Source organism: Thermogladius sp. 4427co (genome assembly GCF_051933805.1).
Taxonomy (GTDB): Archaea; Thermoproteota; Thermoprotei_A; order Sulfolobales; family Desulfurococcaceae; genus Thermogladius.
In genome coordinates, this window is record NZ_CP196893.1 from 973,575 (window position 1) to 986,419 (window position 12,845).

The window sequence follows — 12,845 nt, forward strand, 5'->3', positions numbered from 1 at the left end:
TTGTTCAGGCAGGCAAAATGGAGTGAACCAATTATCCTAGAATATCCTGACAGAGGGGTTGTAGGCCTCAACCTGCATGGGCCTAGCGAAGAAATAGTTGATTACGTTGGAAAAATCGGGATTCCTGATAAAATGCTTAGGTCTAAGCCTCCATCTATACCAAACCTTTCAGAAGTGGATGTTATCAGGCATTTCACAAGACTCACTCAGATGGCGTACGGTGTTGACAACGGTCCTGTGCCTTTGGGTTCATGCACAATGAAGTACAACCCTAGGATAGCGTGGGATATTGCTTTCGACCAGAGGATAACTAGCCTCCACCCACTACAGGACGAACGGACTGTCCAGGGCCTTCTAGAGATATTGTATGAGCTACAGAAGTGGTTAGCAAATATTACAGGAATGGACGTCTGTTCTCTCCACCCGGCGGCTGGAGCACACGGGGAATTAGCCGGCGTTCTATTAATAAGGAGATACCACGAGATAAGAGGCCAGCTGGGTAAGAAAAGAGAAATAGTAGTGCCAGACAGCGCCCACGGAACTAACCCCGCGAGTTCTTCAATGGGCGGCTTCGTAACGATCACGGTTCCCACAGCTGAAGATGGGAATATCGATTTTGAGGCTCTTAGATCGGTTGTCGGCGAGTCAACAGCCGGCTTAATGATTACTAACCCAAGTACTCTCGGATTATTCGAGGAGAGAATTCTCGAAATAGCAGAATTATTCCATAGGCATGATGCTCTACTCTACTATGATGGAGCGAACCTAAATGGGATCATGGGTTACACCCGGCCCGGGGACATGGGTTTTGACATAGCTCATTTAAACGTTCATAAAACATTCTCCTCGCCCCACGGCGGTGGAGGCCCAGGGGCGGGGCCAGTCTGTGTGAAGAATAGAGTTATAGATAAGGAAAGAGGCATCACGCTAGCCGACCTTCTCCCAGGTTATATCGTGGTATACGATAAAGAAAAAGGCCTATACAAGCTAAGGGGGCCGGGCGAATACAGTGTGGGATTGCTGAAAGCCTTCTTTGGAAACATTATACCTCTGGTATGGGCTTATGTATATATTGCGTCAATGGGCCCCCAGGGGTTGAGAAAAGCAACTGAGATGGCTGTGCTCGCGACAAACTATTTTATTAAATTAATTGAGGGCGTTAAAGGCTATGAGATACCGTATGGCAGGGGGAGGTATAGGAAGCACGAGGTAGTAATTAGTGCTAGGCCTATGCTTGAAGAAACCGGTGTATCAGCTAAAGAAGTTGCGAAAGGATTATTAGACGCAGGGTTCTATGCGCCTACAATATACTTCCCTCTAATAGTCAAAGAAGCTCTCATGATAGAGTTTACTGAGACCGAGCCGGTTGAGAATATTGAGAGGTATGCTGAAAGATTGAAAGAGATTAGTAGAATAGCGTATAGTACGCCTGAGGAGGCAAAGAAATGGCCTATAAATACCAGCGTAGGGTTAATAGATGAGGTGAAGGCAAACCATCCGCAATCACTAGCTCTATCGTGGCGTATGTACTTGAAGAAACGCGGTGTAATTAAATGAAGTATGATGTAGTAGTAATAGGTAGCGGGGTTGGGGGTTATCCGGCGGCAATATTACTTGCTAGTAGAGGGTTTAGAGTAGCAGTAGTAGAAGAACACTTGATTGGAGGGGAGTGCACTAACTATGGCTGTGTCCCTAGCAAGACATGGTATAGTATAGCAGAAGCCTTGAGAACGCTTAGGAAAGTAGGAGCCCTAGTCGACCTTGATTGGAAGGAGGTGACCAGATACGTTGAGAAAATGGTTGAAAACGCTAGGAGTGGGGTCGAATACCTTTTACAATCCTATGGTGTCGACGTGTACAGAGGGAGAGGTGTTTTAAAGGATAGAGACAAGATAGCCGTGGTTCAAAGTAACGGTGAGAGAAAACAGGATGTTATTGAGGCTTCGAGAGTAATCCTCGCTCTCGGAACAGACCCGAAACCTCTACCTAATATCGGGTTCGATGGTAGGAAGATTGTTAGTAACAGGGAGATTTTTACGCTAGAGAACCAGCCGGAGGATATTGCTATAGTTGGAGGCGGGGTAATAGGGGTTGAGATAGCAAATATTTTCTCTAATATAGGTGTAAAAACTGTTTTAATCGAGAAGGATAACCATATACTACCTTTCCTAGACCCTGATGCATCTAGCACTATTGAATCCTACTTAAAGAAAAATGGAGTAATAGTAGTGAAAGGAGTCACGGTAAATAAAACCAATGTGAAAGATGGGAAACTAGTAATAGAGCTTAGTAATGGTATGGCTCTTAGTACAGATATAATGCTCATAGCGGTTGGCAGGAAGCCTAAGACAGAAGGGGTAAACCTTAGTGAGGTAGGGATAAAGCTTAATGAGAAAGGGTTTATTATTGTTAATGAAAAGCTTGAAACAACAGTAGGCAATATCTACGCTGTAGGGGATGTGGTAGGAGAGCCTCTTCTAGCGCATAAAGCTATTATCGAAAGCATAGCGGTCGCTAATATAATATCTAATAAAGAGCCTGTTACCATTAATTACAAGTTAATACCGTTAACGATCTTCTCTGGGTTAGAGGTTGCATCTATAGGTTATACAGAGAAAGAGCTTGCTTCTGCTAATTTAAGATACGTTAAGTACAAATTACCGATTAACTACTTGTCTGCTGTAAGGATTAAAGGTGATTCTACATCTTTTATCAAAATATTGATTAGTGAAGACCATAGCAAGGTATACGGTATCCATATTGTTTCGCCTAGTGCCTCAGAAGTAGTATCAGCATTTATACCTCTAGCGTTAGGCAAACTAACGATCAAGGAAATGGCTGTTACCCCATACCCTCATCTAACAGTAGGAGAATCTCTTAGAGAGATTGCTGAGTATATTATTGGAGAGCCTATACATTATGTGATTAAAAAATAATTGTAATGGCTGTATTGAGAGTAATGAGAAACATATTTTATTCGAAAACATATAGTTCTTCATCGTACCTTCTATCTAGGATAGAGCCGGGAGGTAGTATCCTTATCTTCCTCGACGACACTATCTCTCTCACTTTAGCTATTACTTCTTCTTTTGGTATATTCCCGGAGAGCCATTCGAGCGGTATGTTGATATTCAGCGGTCGCGCTGGAATAATATGCCTAGTAGCCTTGTGTATAAATACCTCTCCTCTTAACGCTTTTTCAACAACTTCGGTTTTCCTAATTGCAGGAGGAATCAATGCGGCGGTCGCAGAACCCGATAGAACCGCGTTTATTGAATCCCTTTCCGTCATGTAATCGATTTTGAAGCCGTATGATTCGAAATGTTTCTCTATCTCTTTTATACGGTCATATATTTTCTTGATCTCACTCGTATCCGTGCGGATAAGCTGCGTGCTGTTTCTAGATATAAGTAGGCCTAGGCCTTTTCTTTCGTCCAGTAGCTTCATACCTTCTTCAATACTCTCAACATTAGCTAGCTCCAGACCTAGCTCTGATACTATACTGTCAACCTTGTTCTCTCCTTTTTTCGTGAACACCCTACCCCAGGCATGGAGTTCTATAGACGGGTTCTCGTAGTCTACGAGGCAAACGGGTATGTATTTCAAGCCCAGCCTCTTAGCGGCAGCCACTCTATGCATCCCGTCTAATACTACGAGAGTTCTCTCGTCTACGATAACAGGGTCTTTAAACACGCGGTCTCTATATATTTTCTCTGTCAGCCAGTCTAGGATTCTAGGAATGATCTCTTCGTGGATATGGAGTCTTTCGACTTCTTCAATTGATAGGCTTAGCCTTATCTTCGGGGTTTGTATAATGTAGAAGCTCGATACAGCTCACCTCAAGGATTACTCCCGTAATCTATCTGGTCTTTTATAATAAACGTTTTTTACATAGTGGTTTAAATACATTAGACTTGTCCATGGGTCGTGCCAATAATGCTTTAGACACATGGTTATCAACTATACGATCCAGACCAGATATAGAAGTAGGATTGGTTTAAAAAGAAAAAGTAGAGTGAGGGAATTCTATTTCTTTACTTCAAGCTTCCAGGGCTTAGCAGCTCTTTCTAACCAGCTTCTTACTTGCTCGACTTCCTCTTTCGGAACAACATTCTCTTCTATGCAGAACCACCAGTCATAGCACTTGTACTTCTTAAGTCTCTCAGCAGCTTCCTGTACTGTAGATGCTGGAGGAACGATTAGTGAGTCGCCTATTAAAGCATTGTTAGGCCAGTTTGCTGGTAGAGCCCTCTTGTACTTGTCGTTGACCTGGAGGGCCTTAACAAGCCTGAGTATTTCATCCAGGTTCCTGCCTGTCTCCTGCGGGTAGTATAGTACTGCTCTAACAACCCCTTTGTCATCTACTATGATAACCGCCCTCACAGTACTTGTCTCCGACTGCGCGTGTAGCATTCCTAGCTTTCTAGCCACTTCCCCGGTAGGGTCTGCTATGATCGGGAACGGTATTTCGATACCGAATTTCTCTTTAATCCACTCTGTCCACTTAATGTGGGAAAACGTGCTGTCAACGCTAAGGCCGAGTAGCTCAGTATTCAGTTTCTTAAAGTCCTCGTATCTGACGGCAAACCCTATGAATTCTGTGGTACACACCGGTGTGAAATCAGCTGGGTGGCTGAATATCACTAGGTACTTTCCCAGGTAGTCGTCTGGGAGCTTCTTAGGTCCATGTGTTGTCATAACAGTCATTTCAGGTAGTTTCTCACCGATAAGAGGCATCGTACCTGGCATATCCTACCTCCCTTGTCTTACTAAATATTTGGTTTGGTTTATAAACTTTTTGGTTAGAAAAAAAGATTTTTTAAATAAACGTTACTAACTTCAGGTTTATAGTTGAGCATAATAAACAGTAACCTTGGTAAGATAATGGAGATTAAATGCCCGTACTGCGGTTTCAAGGGTAACCCAGGCGATTTCTACTACATGTATGAAACGGTTTTGTACGTTGCTGATTCAAAAACCATCCCGGAGGAGAGGGAGAGGCCTATACTGGTAATATGCCCTGTTTGCAAGAACGGGTTTTTCCTAGAATCCCCTTATAGAAACTTAATCTATAGAATCAAGTCGAGTAGGTAATGTTTATAAGATCTAAAAAACTTAGTTATTGAGGAAAATAGTATTCGATGTGGTAGGATTGTCTACTAAGGCAAACATTTTCCCGTGGATGCTACCGTTTAATGCCCAGGTTAGAGACGTAATATACAGCTATATAGACTATATCAAAGGCGTCGAAGACAGGATCATTGACAGCTGGCCTCTCCAGCGGCTGAGGTACCTGCTCCAGCTCCAGATGGCGCATTTCGTATATCCGAGTGCCACACATACAAGGTTCAACCACAGTCTTGGCGTTATGCATGTCTCGTACAAGTATATGACGTACTTGATCAAGGGGAGCGTAGAGTATCTATCCCAATCGAAGTACGGGCAGGAAATTGTATCCAGGGTGAGGGAGCTAACTCTAGCATCGAGGCTCCTAGGATTACTCCACGATATCGGCCACGGTCCTTTCAGCCACGCATTCGACGAGTTTGTCTACAAGACTAGAGAATTCATACCATATGTTGTTGGGAACCATGAAGTAGTAGGATACCTGCTGTACAAGTACTATCTCCGAGACTTAATATACAAGGTTCTAGAATCGAATTCGAAAACACTCTCCATCGACCCAGAGTACGTTGTCAACATACTCGATGAAGGCATGAAGCCTCCCTACGGGATGAGGAAGTTCACAGAGTTAGTGAGTAAAAACCATCTTAAACACCCCGAGGACTTTTATATTCCAACCCCTGAGAAAGGGCTTGGAAACGTTGTAAGACTGGTTGTAAGAGACTTCATTTACACTAGCGATATTATGGACTACCTTAAGAGAGACTCGTATTTCACGGGTCTAGCAATAGGGGAGATTAATGAAGAGTGGATACTCAGGAATACGTTTATAGTAGATTACCACGGTATCCTAGTACCAGCCATCTCGGATAAGGCGATCGACGACCTCGTGAGATTGCTCGAGGCAAGGAAGCTTATGTACAAGAACGTTTACTTCCACCACGTCAACATAGCTTTTGTTGAGACCATAGGCAGACTACTCTCCTGCATAAAATCATTTATTTCCAACACCCTTGAGGAAATGTTCGGCAAGGGTAACTGGGAGAGGTATGTAGCACTCACCGATTTCAACGTATACGGGCTATTGCAGAACCTGTCTTTGAAACAAGCATCGGAGCTCGAATGCGAGAATAAGGAATTCGCTAGAAACGCGTTAGAAAGCATATTCATACTCAGGAAACCGTTGTGGAAGATGATCGATAGGGTAACGCTGAAACTCGAAGACGCTAGAGTACTATTCTCTACAAGGTTCGGCCCCGATGTTAAAAAGAAAATTAAACAAGAGATATTAAGCGAGTTTCAGGATAGGTTCCGTGAAATTGGATTATCCGAAGACGATATCCTAATATTGTATAACAAGGTCGATGTATTTCCATCAGCAGGTAGTGAGGTAGTTAAAAACATCCTGCTTGTTTCTACAAAAGACATGAAAGTTCTGGACTACCGCGAGATAAGCCTAGACTCTTTCGCATCTAGACACGGGCTAGTAGGCGACGCTCTCGTATCCGTCTACCTAGAGAGGAGCAAGTACAAAAAGCTCAGCGAAAATCAGGTTGCAGCAGCTAAAGAAATAATTAGAAACGTTATAAACGAGCTTGCTAGATCCGAGCTTGTTGAGGCTCCGGAGACGAGTTAAGGTATTCCTTTACATATTTTCTTACAGCTCTATCTACGAATTCGAGTAGATTCTCATCTACCCCCTGGCACGTATCGAGCGTTAGTCTGCCGTCGGGGCACTGCCTGATAGATCCTTCTTTAATTAGTTTCTCAATCTCTCTATCAAGGCTCTCACTATAGACTCCTGTAATGGTCAAAACCCAGTCTGTGAGAACATTATTATTATAAAGGTATATTATGGAATGGAGTATACTCCTAGCGGGCTTGTATTTTCTAACTACTTCTATAACCAGGTTCTCAAGCAAGTAACCACCATCCTCGAAATGTAAAACGGATGCTTTTAAAACGGTTCGACCCTTTAGATGGATATAGTCTACGTGTAGCCAGCGTTATGACCTGGTAGTGCGGCGAGGTGGTTGATTGCAGTTAATTGGGAGGCTTTCAGGCCAGTATAACTGGCAGGCTGTTGAAAGCTCTGTTCTCAAGTTTTGGTCTGATATAAGCCTCTACGAGGTTATCAAGAGTAAATCGTCTAAATCTAATAGGAGATTCCTGTTCATAGACGGCCCACCTTATCCATCTGGCGATATCCCACATATTGGTACTGCGTGGAATAAGATACTGAAAGATGTTGTCTTAAGATATAAGAGGATGCGCGGGTTCAACGTATTCGATAAACCAGGCTATGACTGCCATGGGCTACCGATAGAGGTTAAAGTAGAGCAGAAACTAGGTATTAGGAATAAGAGGGAGATCGAGGAGAAGATTGGCGTCGAGAAATTCATTAACGAATGCCGTAATCTTGCATTATCTAACGCGTCTTCGATGACAAAATGGTTTAAGGAACTAGGAATTTTAATGGACTGGGACAACCCCTATTATACACTGGATAATAGGTACATAGAATCAGCTTGGTGGCTTATAAAGAAGGCTGATGAATTAGGGCTTCTAGAAAAAGAGTACAGGGTCGTATACTGGTGTCCTAGATGCCAGACTACTCTAGCAGATTACGAGGTCGAATATAAGGAGATTGAGAGCCCTAGCATTATTGTGAAAATACCTGTGGTAGGCTATGAGAAAACCTTCTTGCTGATCTGGACTACGACACCATGGACGTTGCCAGCGAATACTTTTATTATGGTTAATCCGAGAGGAGTGTACGTGAAGATCAGGGTAGGCGATGAACACTGGATTCTGGCGAAAACCAGGCTTGAAGAAGTGATGAGACTCGTCGGCGTAGAGGATTACGAGGTCGAAGAAGAATTCCCTGGGGAAAGACTAGTAGGATTGAAATACCAGCATCCTCTTGAAGACCTCGTCGAAATCCAGAAAGATTTAGCAAAATACCATGTTGTATTAGCTTCCGAAGAATACGTCAACCTCTACGAAGGGACAGGTCTTGTTCATGGGGCGCCCGGACATGGCTTCGAGGATTTTGAAGTAGCCCGTAAACACAATATTGGTATAGTTGCTAGCCCTGTAAACGATGAAGGAGTATTCACAAAGGAGGCAGGAGAGTATAGTGGGAAGTTTGTTAGGGATGCTAACAGAGATATCATAGAAGACTTGAAGCAGAGAGGGTTCCTAGTTCATGCTTCAACAATTCTACACAAGTACCCTGTATGCTGGAGGTGCAAGACGCCTGTAGTTCTTAGAGCAACAGAGCAATGGGTGATCAAAGTCTCTAAACTCAAGGAGAAACTGGTTGAAGAAGCTAGGAAGGTGAGATGGATCCCTGAATGGGGCCTCCAGAGAATGATCAACATACTCGATAACATACAGGACTGGGTGATATCAAGGCAGAGGTACTGGGGTACTCCTCTACCTATATGGGTTTGTGAGAACGGTCATAGGGTTGTCGTTGGAAGTGTAGGAGAGCTAGAGAAGCTCGGCGGAAAGATACCGCCAGACCTCCACAGACCCTGGATCGACAATGTTAAATTAAAGTGCCCGGTGTGCGGTAGGGAGATGAGAAGAGTCCCCGATGTGGTTGACGTATGGCTGGATAGCGGTATATCTTTCTACGCTTCTAGAGGACATCCCAGTGTGCTAAGCCCCGACGATGTTGTGGTAGATTTCATTGTTGAAGGTCATGATCAGATCAGAGGATGGTTCTTCTCCCTGCTTAGATCAGGTGTGATAGGCTTCGGGAAGGCACCTTACAAAACGGTACTAGTCCACGGTTTCGCACTTGATGAGAAAGGTAGGGAGATGCATAAGAGTCTTGGAAACTACGTGGGTACAGACGAAGCGATATCTAAGGTAGGTAGAGACACTCTTAGACTATGGGTTTTAAGCAATACGGTATGGGAGGATTTGAAATTCTCGTGGAAGAGTCTCGGGGAAGTAGTAAGCGATCTACAAGTAGCGTGGAACGTGTATGTTTTCGCAAGCACATACATGAATATCGATAAATTCGATCCATTGAGACACAATGTTTACAAATATCTTGAGAAACTAAGGTTCGAGGATAAATGGGTATTAAGCAGGTTTTCCAGGATGCTTGATAAAGTGACGCGAGAGCTGGAGAATTACAGGATTCACGAGGCGGCAAGGGAACTACGTAGATTTATCGTCGAAGATTTAAGCCATTGGTATCTCAGGCTTGTAAGACCTAGGATATGGGTTGAAGAAGAGACAGAGGATAAGCTGGTAGCGTACACGGTACTATACTACGTCTTGAAGAACTGGCTTATAGCAGCATCTGTATTCATACCATTCTTCTCTGAATACGTCTACCAGAACGTGTTCAAGAGTGTTGAAGGCGTTGAGTCAATACATTTAATGGAATGGCCTGAAGTAGACCAGCAGTTTATCAACGAGGCTGTCGAGAATCAAATGGAGGTTATAAGGCTGATCAGCGAGAAAGCTTCAGCGGCAAGGATGAAGGTCGGTCTGAAGCTAAGGCAACCTGTTAGGCGGGTTATAATATTTACAGATAGGAAGGATGTAATAGAAATTGTTGAGAGAAACCGCGAATTCCTCAAGAGGGTACTGAATTCTAAAGAAGTCGAGGTAAAGCCTGCTTCCGAGGTTGAAGAGATTGTTACTTATAGAGTGAAACCAATATACAAGAATCTGGGTCCTAAATTAAAGGATCTAGCGAAAAAAGTCTTTGAACACTTTGACAGAAAAAGTAGCGAAGTCGCACGCGAGATTATGGCTAGAGGCTACTATGAGCTAGAACTTGAAGGCAGGAGAGTGAGGATTGATAAAGAAGATGTTGAGATAACCCTCGAGTTTGTTCAAGGCTATTCCGCAGAACCCAGCAGTATTGGGACTATCGCGATAGACACTAGGCTGAGTGAGGAAGAGGTTGCGGAAGGGATTGCTAGAGACCTCGTTAGAAGGATTCAGGTTATGAGGAAGATTATGAACTTGGAGTTGACAGAGAAGATTGAAACATATATCGTAGCCCCCCCAAGCAGGAAGAGGCTTCTCGAAGCCTTTAGAACCTATATTAGTAACGAGACAGGGTCTGTGAGATTAGAATTCGTCGACGAGCTACCTACAAGGGATGGTTTTATAAGGGAGTGGGATATCAACGACGAGAACTATATAATACTGGTGAAGAGAGTTGGATGAAGAGCTGGTCAAGAGATTAATCGAGGAAGCTGCGAGAATACTCCCTAACTCGTACGCTCCATACAGTAATATCCATGTAGCTTCTACCGTGCTTACCGATAAGGGTAATATATACAAGGGTGTTAACGTAGAGAATAGTAGCTATGGCTTAACCATCTGTGCTGAGAGGGCTGCTATAGCAAACATGGTTTCTAACGGCGAGAGAAAACCTATTGCAGTAGCCGTAGTCACAGATATGGATGAACCCATACCCCCGTGCGGGGCTTGCAGGCAGGTTATTGCGGAGTTTAATGACGAAGCAGTGATCATTATGTATAGTATTAAGTCAGGTAAGTTGGTTGTAAAGAATCTCAGAGAATTATTCCCTTCCCCGTTTAAAATCAAATAATCGTTAAGAGTAGGATTTTCGTTTCAAGTTTTTAGCCTGGTTTTCTAGCTTTCAGGAAAACATTTCTAGTTACCTTAGGCTTCCTCGGATTCTCGGTAATGTATTCTAACGTGACGACTTCTAGCCCAGCGGATTCTGCATATTTTTTAATTTCTTCTAAATCAAGGATATGTATGTAGCGTTGACCTGTTTCATCCTTGAGTATTAGCCCGTTTTCGAATTCGATCGATTTGGGGAGTACGAGCGGGTTCCAGACTGTAACGTATAGATAACCCCCGTGTCTTAGTACTCGTTGGGCTTCCTGGAAGGCTAGTAACCGGCATTCTCTCCCAGGGATATGGTGGACTACTGCGAGCATCAATGCCGTGTCAAAGATCTTGTCTATGAAAGGAAGTTTCATAGCATCGCCCGCGATACAAATCACCCTTGGATTGTTAGGGCAGGTCTTTTCCAGGATTCTCCAGCTCAGGTCTAATAGGACGAATCTAGTATCTTTACCGCCTAGCTTCAACAGGGATTTGCCCGCATAACCAGAACCTATGTCTATTACAAGCCCCCTGAGCCTCTCTACTTCTATTGACTGCCATCCCCTAATTCTATAAGGCCTATTCTCGTAGTAGCTAATTGTTTCCTCTAGTATAGTCGAATACTTCTCTATACAGGACAAGTAGACATCCTCCTTTACTTCCTCGTCAGATGAGTAACTCTTCATCAACCCATCAGCTGAAACCGAGGGTCATCACGTTATTATTAAATAAAAGATATCAAACGGTATTAAGTTTAGGTGGTTTACTCTATTGAAAGGCACTTACGTCCTAGTAATAGAATTAGTAGAACCTGTATCCATAGCAACTAGAGGAAGGCTTAATTTCCGGCTGGAACCAGGATACTACTTCTACATAGGTTCTGCGATGGGGGCAGGAGGTATTGAAGCAAGGGTGAAGAGGCATTTAAGAAAGAGGAAGAGACTTTTCTGGCACATAGATTATCTTACAGCTAGCGAAGCCGCTAGAATAATCGGGTATTATGAGATAGCATCCGATAAGAGTCTCGAGACCGAGATAGCGAGGATGCTGGGTGCTGTTCTTATCCCTATTGAGAAATTCGGTTCTAGCGATGACAAATACTCGTATTCGCATTTATTCTACTGCAAGTATGGTAGAGAAGTTTGTATTAACGCTATAGAAGAGAACCTAGCGAGGCTCAATACACCAGTTAAGTTTAAAAGTATTGATAAACCTAGTTCATAACGTCGTATCGGAGTCGAACTCGTATATGGAAAAAGAGTCGGAAGTTGGATCAGGGGGTCAGCCCCTTAGTATAAAAGATCTCAAACCCGGAATGGAGCATGTAACTATCAGAGGAAGAGTCCTCGAAGCAACTCCCCCAAAAGTAATTAAAACTAAGAAAGGACCAAGGACGATAAGTAATGCGGTAATAGGGGATTCTACAGGCAGAGTCGAGACTACTCTATGGGGGGACAAAGCAGGGTCTCTTAAAGAAGGGCAGGCTGTTGAAGTAAAAGATGCGTGGACCACATCCTTCAGAGGAAAAGTCCAGTTAAATATCGGTAGGTCTAGTACTGTTAATGAAATAAACGATAGCGAAGTCCCCCAACCCGAGGACATACCGAGCGAGATGCCAGAGGCTCCTGAAGAGCAGGGTCGGAGTCAGCCTACTGGAGCTAGACGTGGCGGCTTTAGAAAGAGGAGGTTCTAGATGAGCGGGTACGAAGAAAATAAAAAAGACGAAACAGGTAGTAGTGGAGTCGTCAGGGATTACAAGGGTAAATACGAGGAGATCAAAGGCTTGAAACCTGTTAGACAGGGCACTTATCTAGGTGAGGAAGGAGAAAAATTCTATGTGGCACTAAGTGATGAAGAAGTATACGAGCTATCCCCTTTGGCCTACTATGTCTGGCTTCTATGTGATGGGCAACGCAGCATCGAAGAGCTAGCTCGTTCCATGAGCGAGGATATTGACGTAAGTCTAGACGAATTGATCGGACCGCTCGTCTCAGTTATAGAAAGCCTCCATGATGCTAAACTCGTGAAATATTAGCTGTAGCGCCCAGCGTAACTGTTTTAGCATATAAAATTTTTTAAATATTTTAGAAACATAGACCTAGTGG

Annotated in this window: 13 protein-coding genes; 9 read left to right on the top strand and 4 right to left on the bottom strand. The window is 43.6% G+C overall.

All coding sequences use genetic code 11. The features are described from left to right. Both gcvPB and ACSU1N_RS05580 read left to right on the top strand, forming a co-directional pair. A complete protein-coding gene (gene gcvPB, locus ACSU1N_RS05575; RefSeq protein WP_440059256.1) occupies positions 1-1,557 on the top strand; it encodes an aminomethyl-transferring glycine dehydrogenase subunit GcvPB in 1,557 nt (518 codons plus the stop codon). Continuing rightward, complete coding sequence (locus ACSU1N_RS05580; protein WP_440059257.1) at positions 1,554-2,936, top strand: dihydrolipoyl dehydrogenase family protein; 1,383 nt, start codon at positions 1,554-1,556, stop codon at positions 2,934-2,936. The genes gcvPB and ACSU1N_RS05580 overlap by 4 nt, the downstream gene beginning before the upstream one ends. Positions 2,937-2,973: 37 nt before the next feature. Here the strand turns inward: ACSU1N_RS05580 and ACSU1N_RS05585 are convergent, their stop codons facing one another. Together ACSU1N_RS05585 and ACSU1N_RS05590 are read right to left on the bottom strand one after the other, a co-directional pair. Next, positions 2,974-3,816, bottom strand: coding sequence for a ParB N-terminal domain-containing protein (locus ACSU1N_RS05585; protein WP_440060290.1), 843 nt, complete (start codon positions 3,814-3,816; stop codon positions 2,974-2,976). Between the two features lie 210 nt (positions 3,817-4,026). Further along, complete coding sequence (locus tag ACSU1N_RS05590; protein ID WP_440059258.1) at positions 4,027-4,749, bottom strand: peroxiredoxin; 723 nt, start codon at positions 4,747-4,749, stop codon at positions 4,027-4,029. 102 nt (positions 4,750-4,851) lie between these two features. Here ACSU1N_RS05590 and ACSU1N_RS05595 point away from each other — a divergent pair, with 102 nt between their 5' ends. Both ACSU1N_RS05595 and ACSU1N_RS05600 read left to right on the top strand, forming a co-directional pair. Further along, positions 4,852-5,094, top strand: a complete 243-nt coding sequence (locus ACSU1N_RS05595; protein ID WP_440059259.1) for a hypothetical protein — start codon at positions 4,852-4,854, stop codon at positions 5,092-5,094. A 28-nt stretch (positions 5,095-5,122) separates the two neighbouring features. Beyond that, positions 5,123-6,760, top strand: coding sequence for an HD domain-containing protein (locus tag ACSU1N_RS05600; protein WP_440059260.1), 1,638 nt, complete (start codon positions 5,123-5,125; stop codon positions 6,758-6,760). Here ACSU1N_RS05600 and ACSU1N_RS05605 read toward each other — a convergent pair. Next, positions 6,723-7,046, bottom strand: coding sequence for a hypothetical protein (locus ACSU1N_RS05605; protein WP_440059261.1), 324 nt, complete (start codon positions 7,044-7,046; stop codon positions 6,723-6,725). The genes ACSU1N_RS05600 and ACSU1N_RS05605 overlap by 38 nt on opposite strands. Positions 7,047-7,161: 115 nt before the next feature. Between ACSU1N_RS05605 and ileS the strand changes: the two genes are divergently transcribed. Further along, on the top strand, positions 7,162-10,326 hold the full coding sequence (ileS, locus tag ACSU1N_RS05610) for an isoleucine--tRNA ligase (protein WP_440059262.1): 3,165 nt from the start codon (positions 7,162-7,164) through the stop codon (positions 10,324-10,326). Beyond that, positions 10,319-10,714 carry a cytidine deaminase gene (locus tag ACSU1N_RS05615; RefSeq protein WP_440059263.1) on the top strand — a complete coding sequence of 132 codons (396 nt, stop codon included), beginning with the start codon at positions 10,319-10,321 and terminating at the stop codon, positions 10,712-10,714. The genes ileS and ACSU1N_RS05615 overlap by 8 nt, the downstream gene beginning before the upstream one ends. A gap of 31 nt (positions 10,715-10,745) precedes the next feature. Here the strand turns inward: ACSU1N_RS05615 and ACSU1N_RS05620 are convergent, their stop codons facing one another. Next, on the bottom strand, positions 10,746-11,426 hold the full coding sequence (locus tag ACSU1N_RS05620) for a class I SAM-dependent methyltransferase (protein WP_440059264.1): 681 nt from the start codon (positions 11,424-11,426) through the stop codon (positions 10,746-10,748). Between the two features lie 85 nt (positions 11,427-11,511). Here ACSU1N_RS05620 and ACSU1N_RS05625 point away from each other — a divergent pair, with 85 nt between their 5' ends. Genes ACSU1N_RS05625 through ACSU1N_RS05635 form a run of 3 tightly spaced genes read left to right on the top strand, consistent with a single transcriptional unit; the run spans position 11,512 to position 12,775 of the window. Continuing rightward, entirely contained in the window at positions 11,512-11,964 is a 453-nt protein-coding gene (locus tag ACSU1N_RS05625) for a GIY-YIG nuclease family protein (protein ID WP_440059265.1), read from the top strand. Further along, positions 11,945-12,433, top strand: coding sequence for an OB-fold nucleic acid binding domain-containing protein (locus ACSU1N_RS05630; RefSeq protein WP_440059266.1), 489 nt, complete (start codon positions 11,945-11,947; stop codon positions 12,431-12,433). Before ACSU1N_RS05625 ends, ACSU1N_RS05630 begins: the two co-directional genes overlap by 20 nt. Beyond that, positions 12,434-12,775 carry a PqqD family protein gene (locus ACSU1N_RS05635; protein ID WP_440059267.1) on the top strand — a complete coding sequence of 114 codons (342 nt, stop codon included), beginning with the start codon at positions 12,434-12,436 and terminating at the stop codon, positions 12,773-12,775. It begins immediately after the preceding gene. Positions 12,776-12,845 lie beyond the last annotated feature (70 nt).

Bases quoted from the DNA above. Each gene is read 5' to 3' on its own strand.
- ACSU1N_RS05580 (WP_440059257.1), top strand. From the start codon at position 1,554: ATGAAGTATGATGTAGTAGTAATAGGTAGCGGGGTTGGGGGTTATCCG.
- ACSU1N_RS05590 (WP_440059258.1), bottom strand. From the start codon at position 4,749: ATGCCAGGTACGATGCCTCTTATCGGTGAGAAACTACCTGAAATGACT.
- ACSU1N_RS05620 (WP_440059264.1), bottom strand. From the start codon at position 11,426: ATGAAGAGTTACTCATCTGACGAGGAAGTAAAGGAGGATGTCTACTTG.
- ACSU1N_RS05635 (WP_440059267.1), top strand. From the start codon at position 12,434: ATGAGCGGGTACGAAGAAAATAAAAAAGACGAAACAGGTAGTAGTGGA.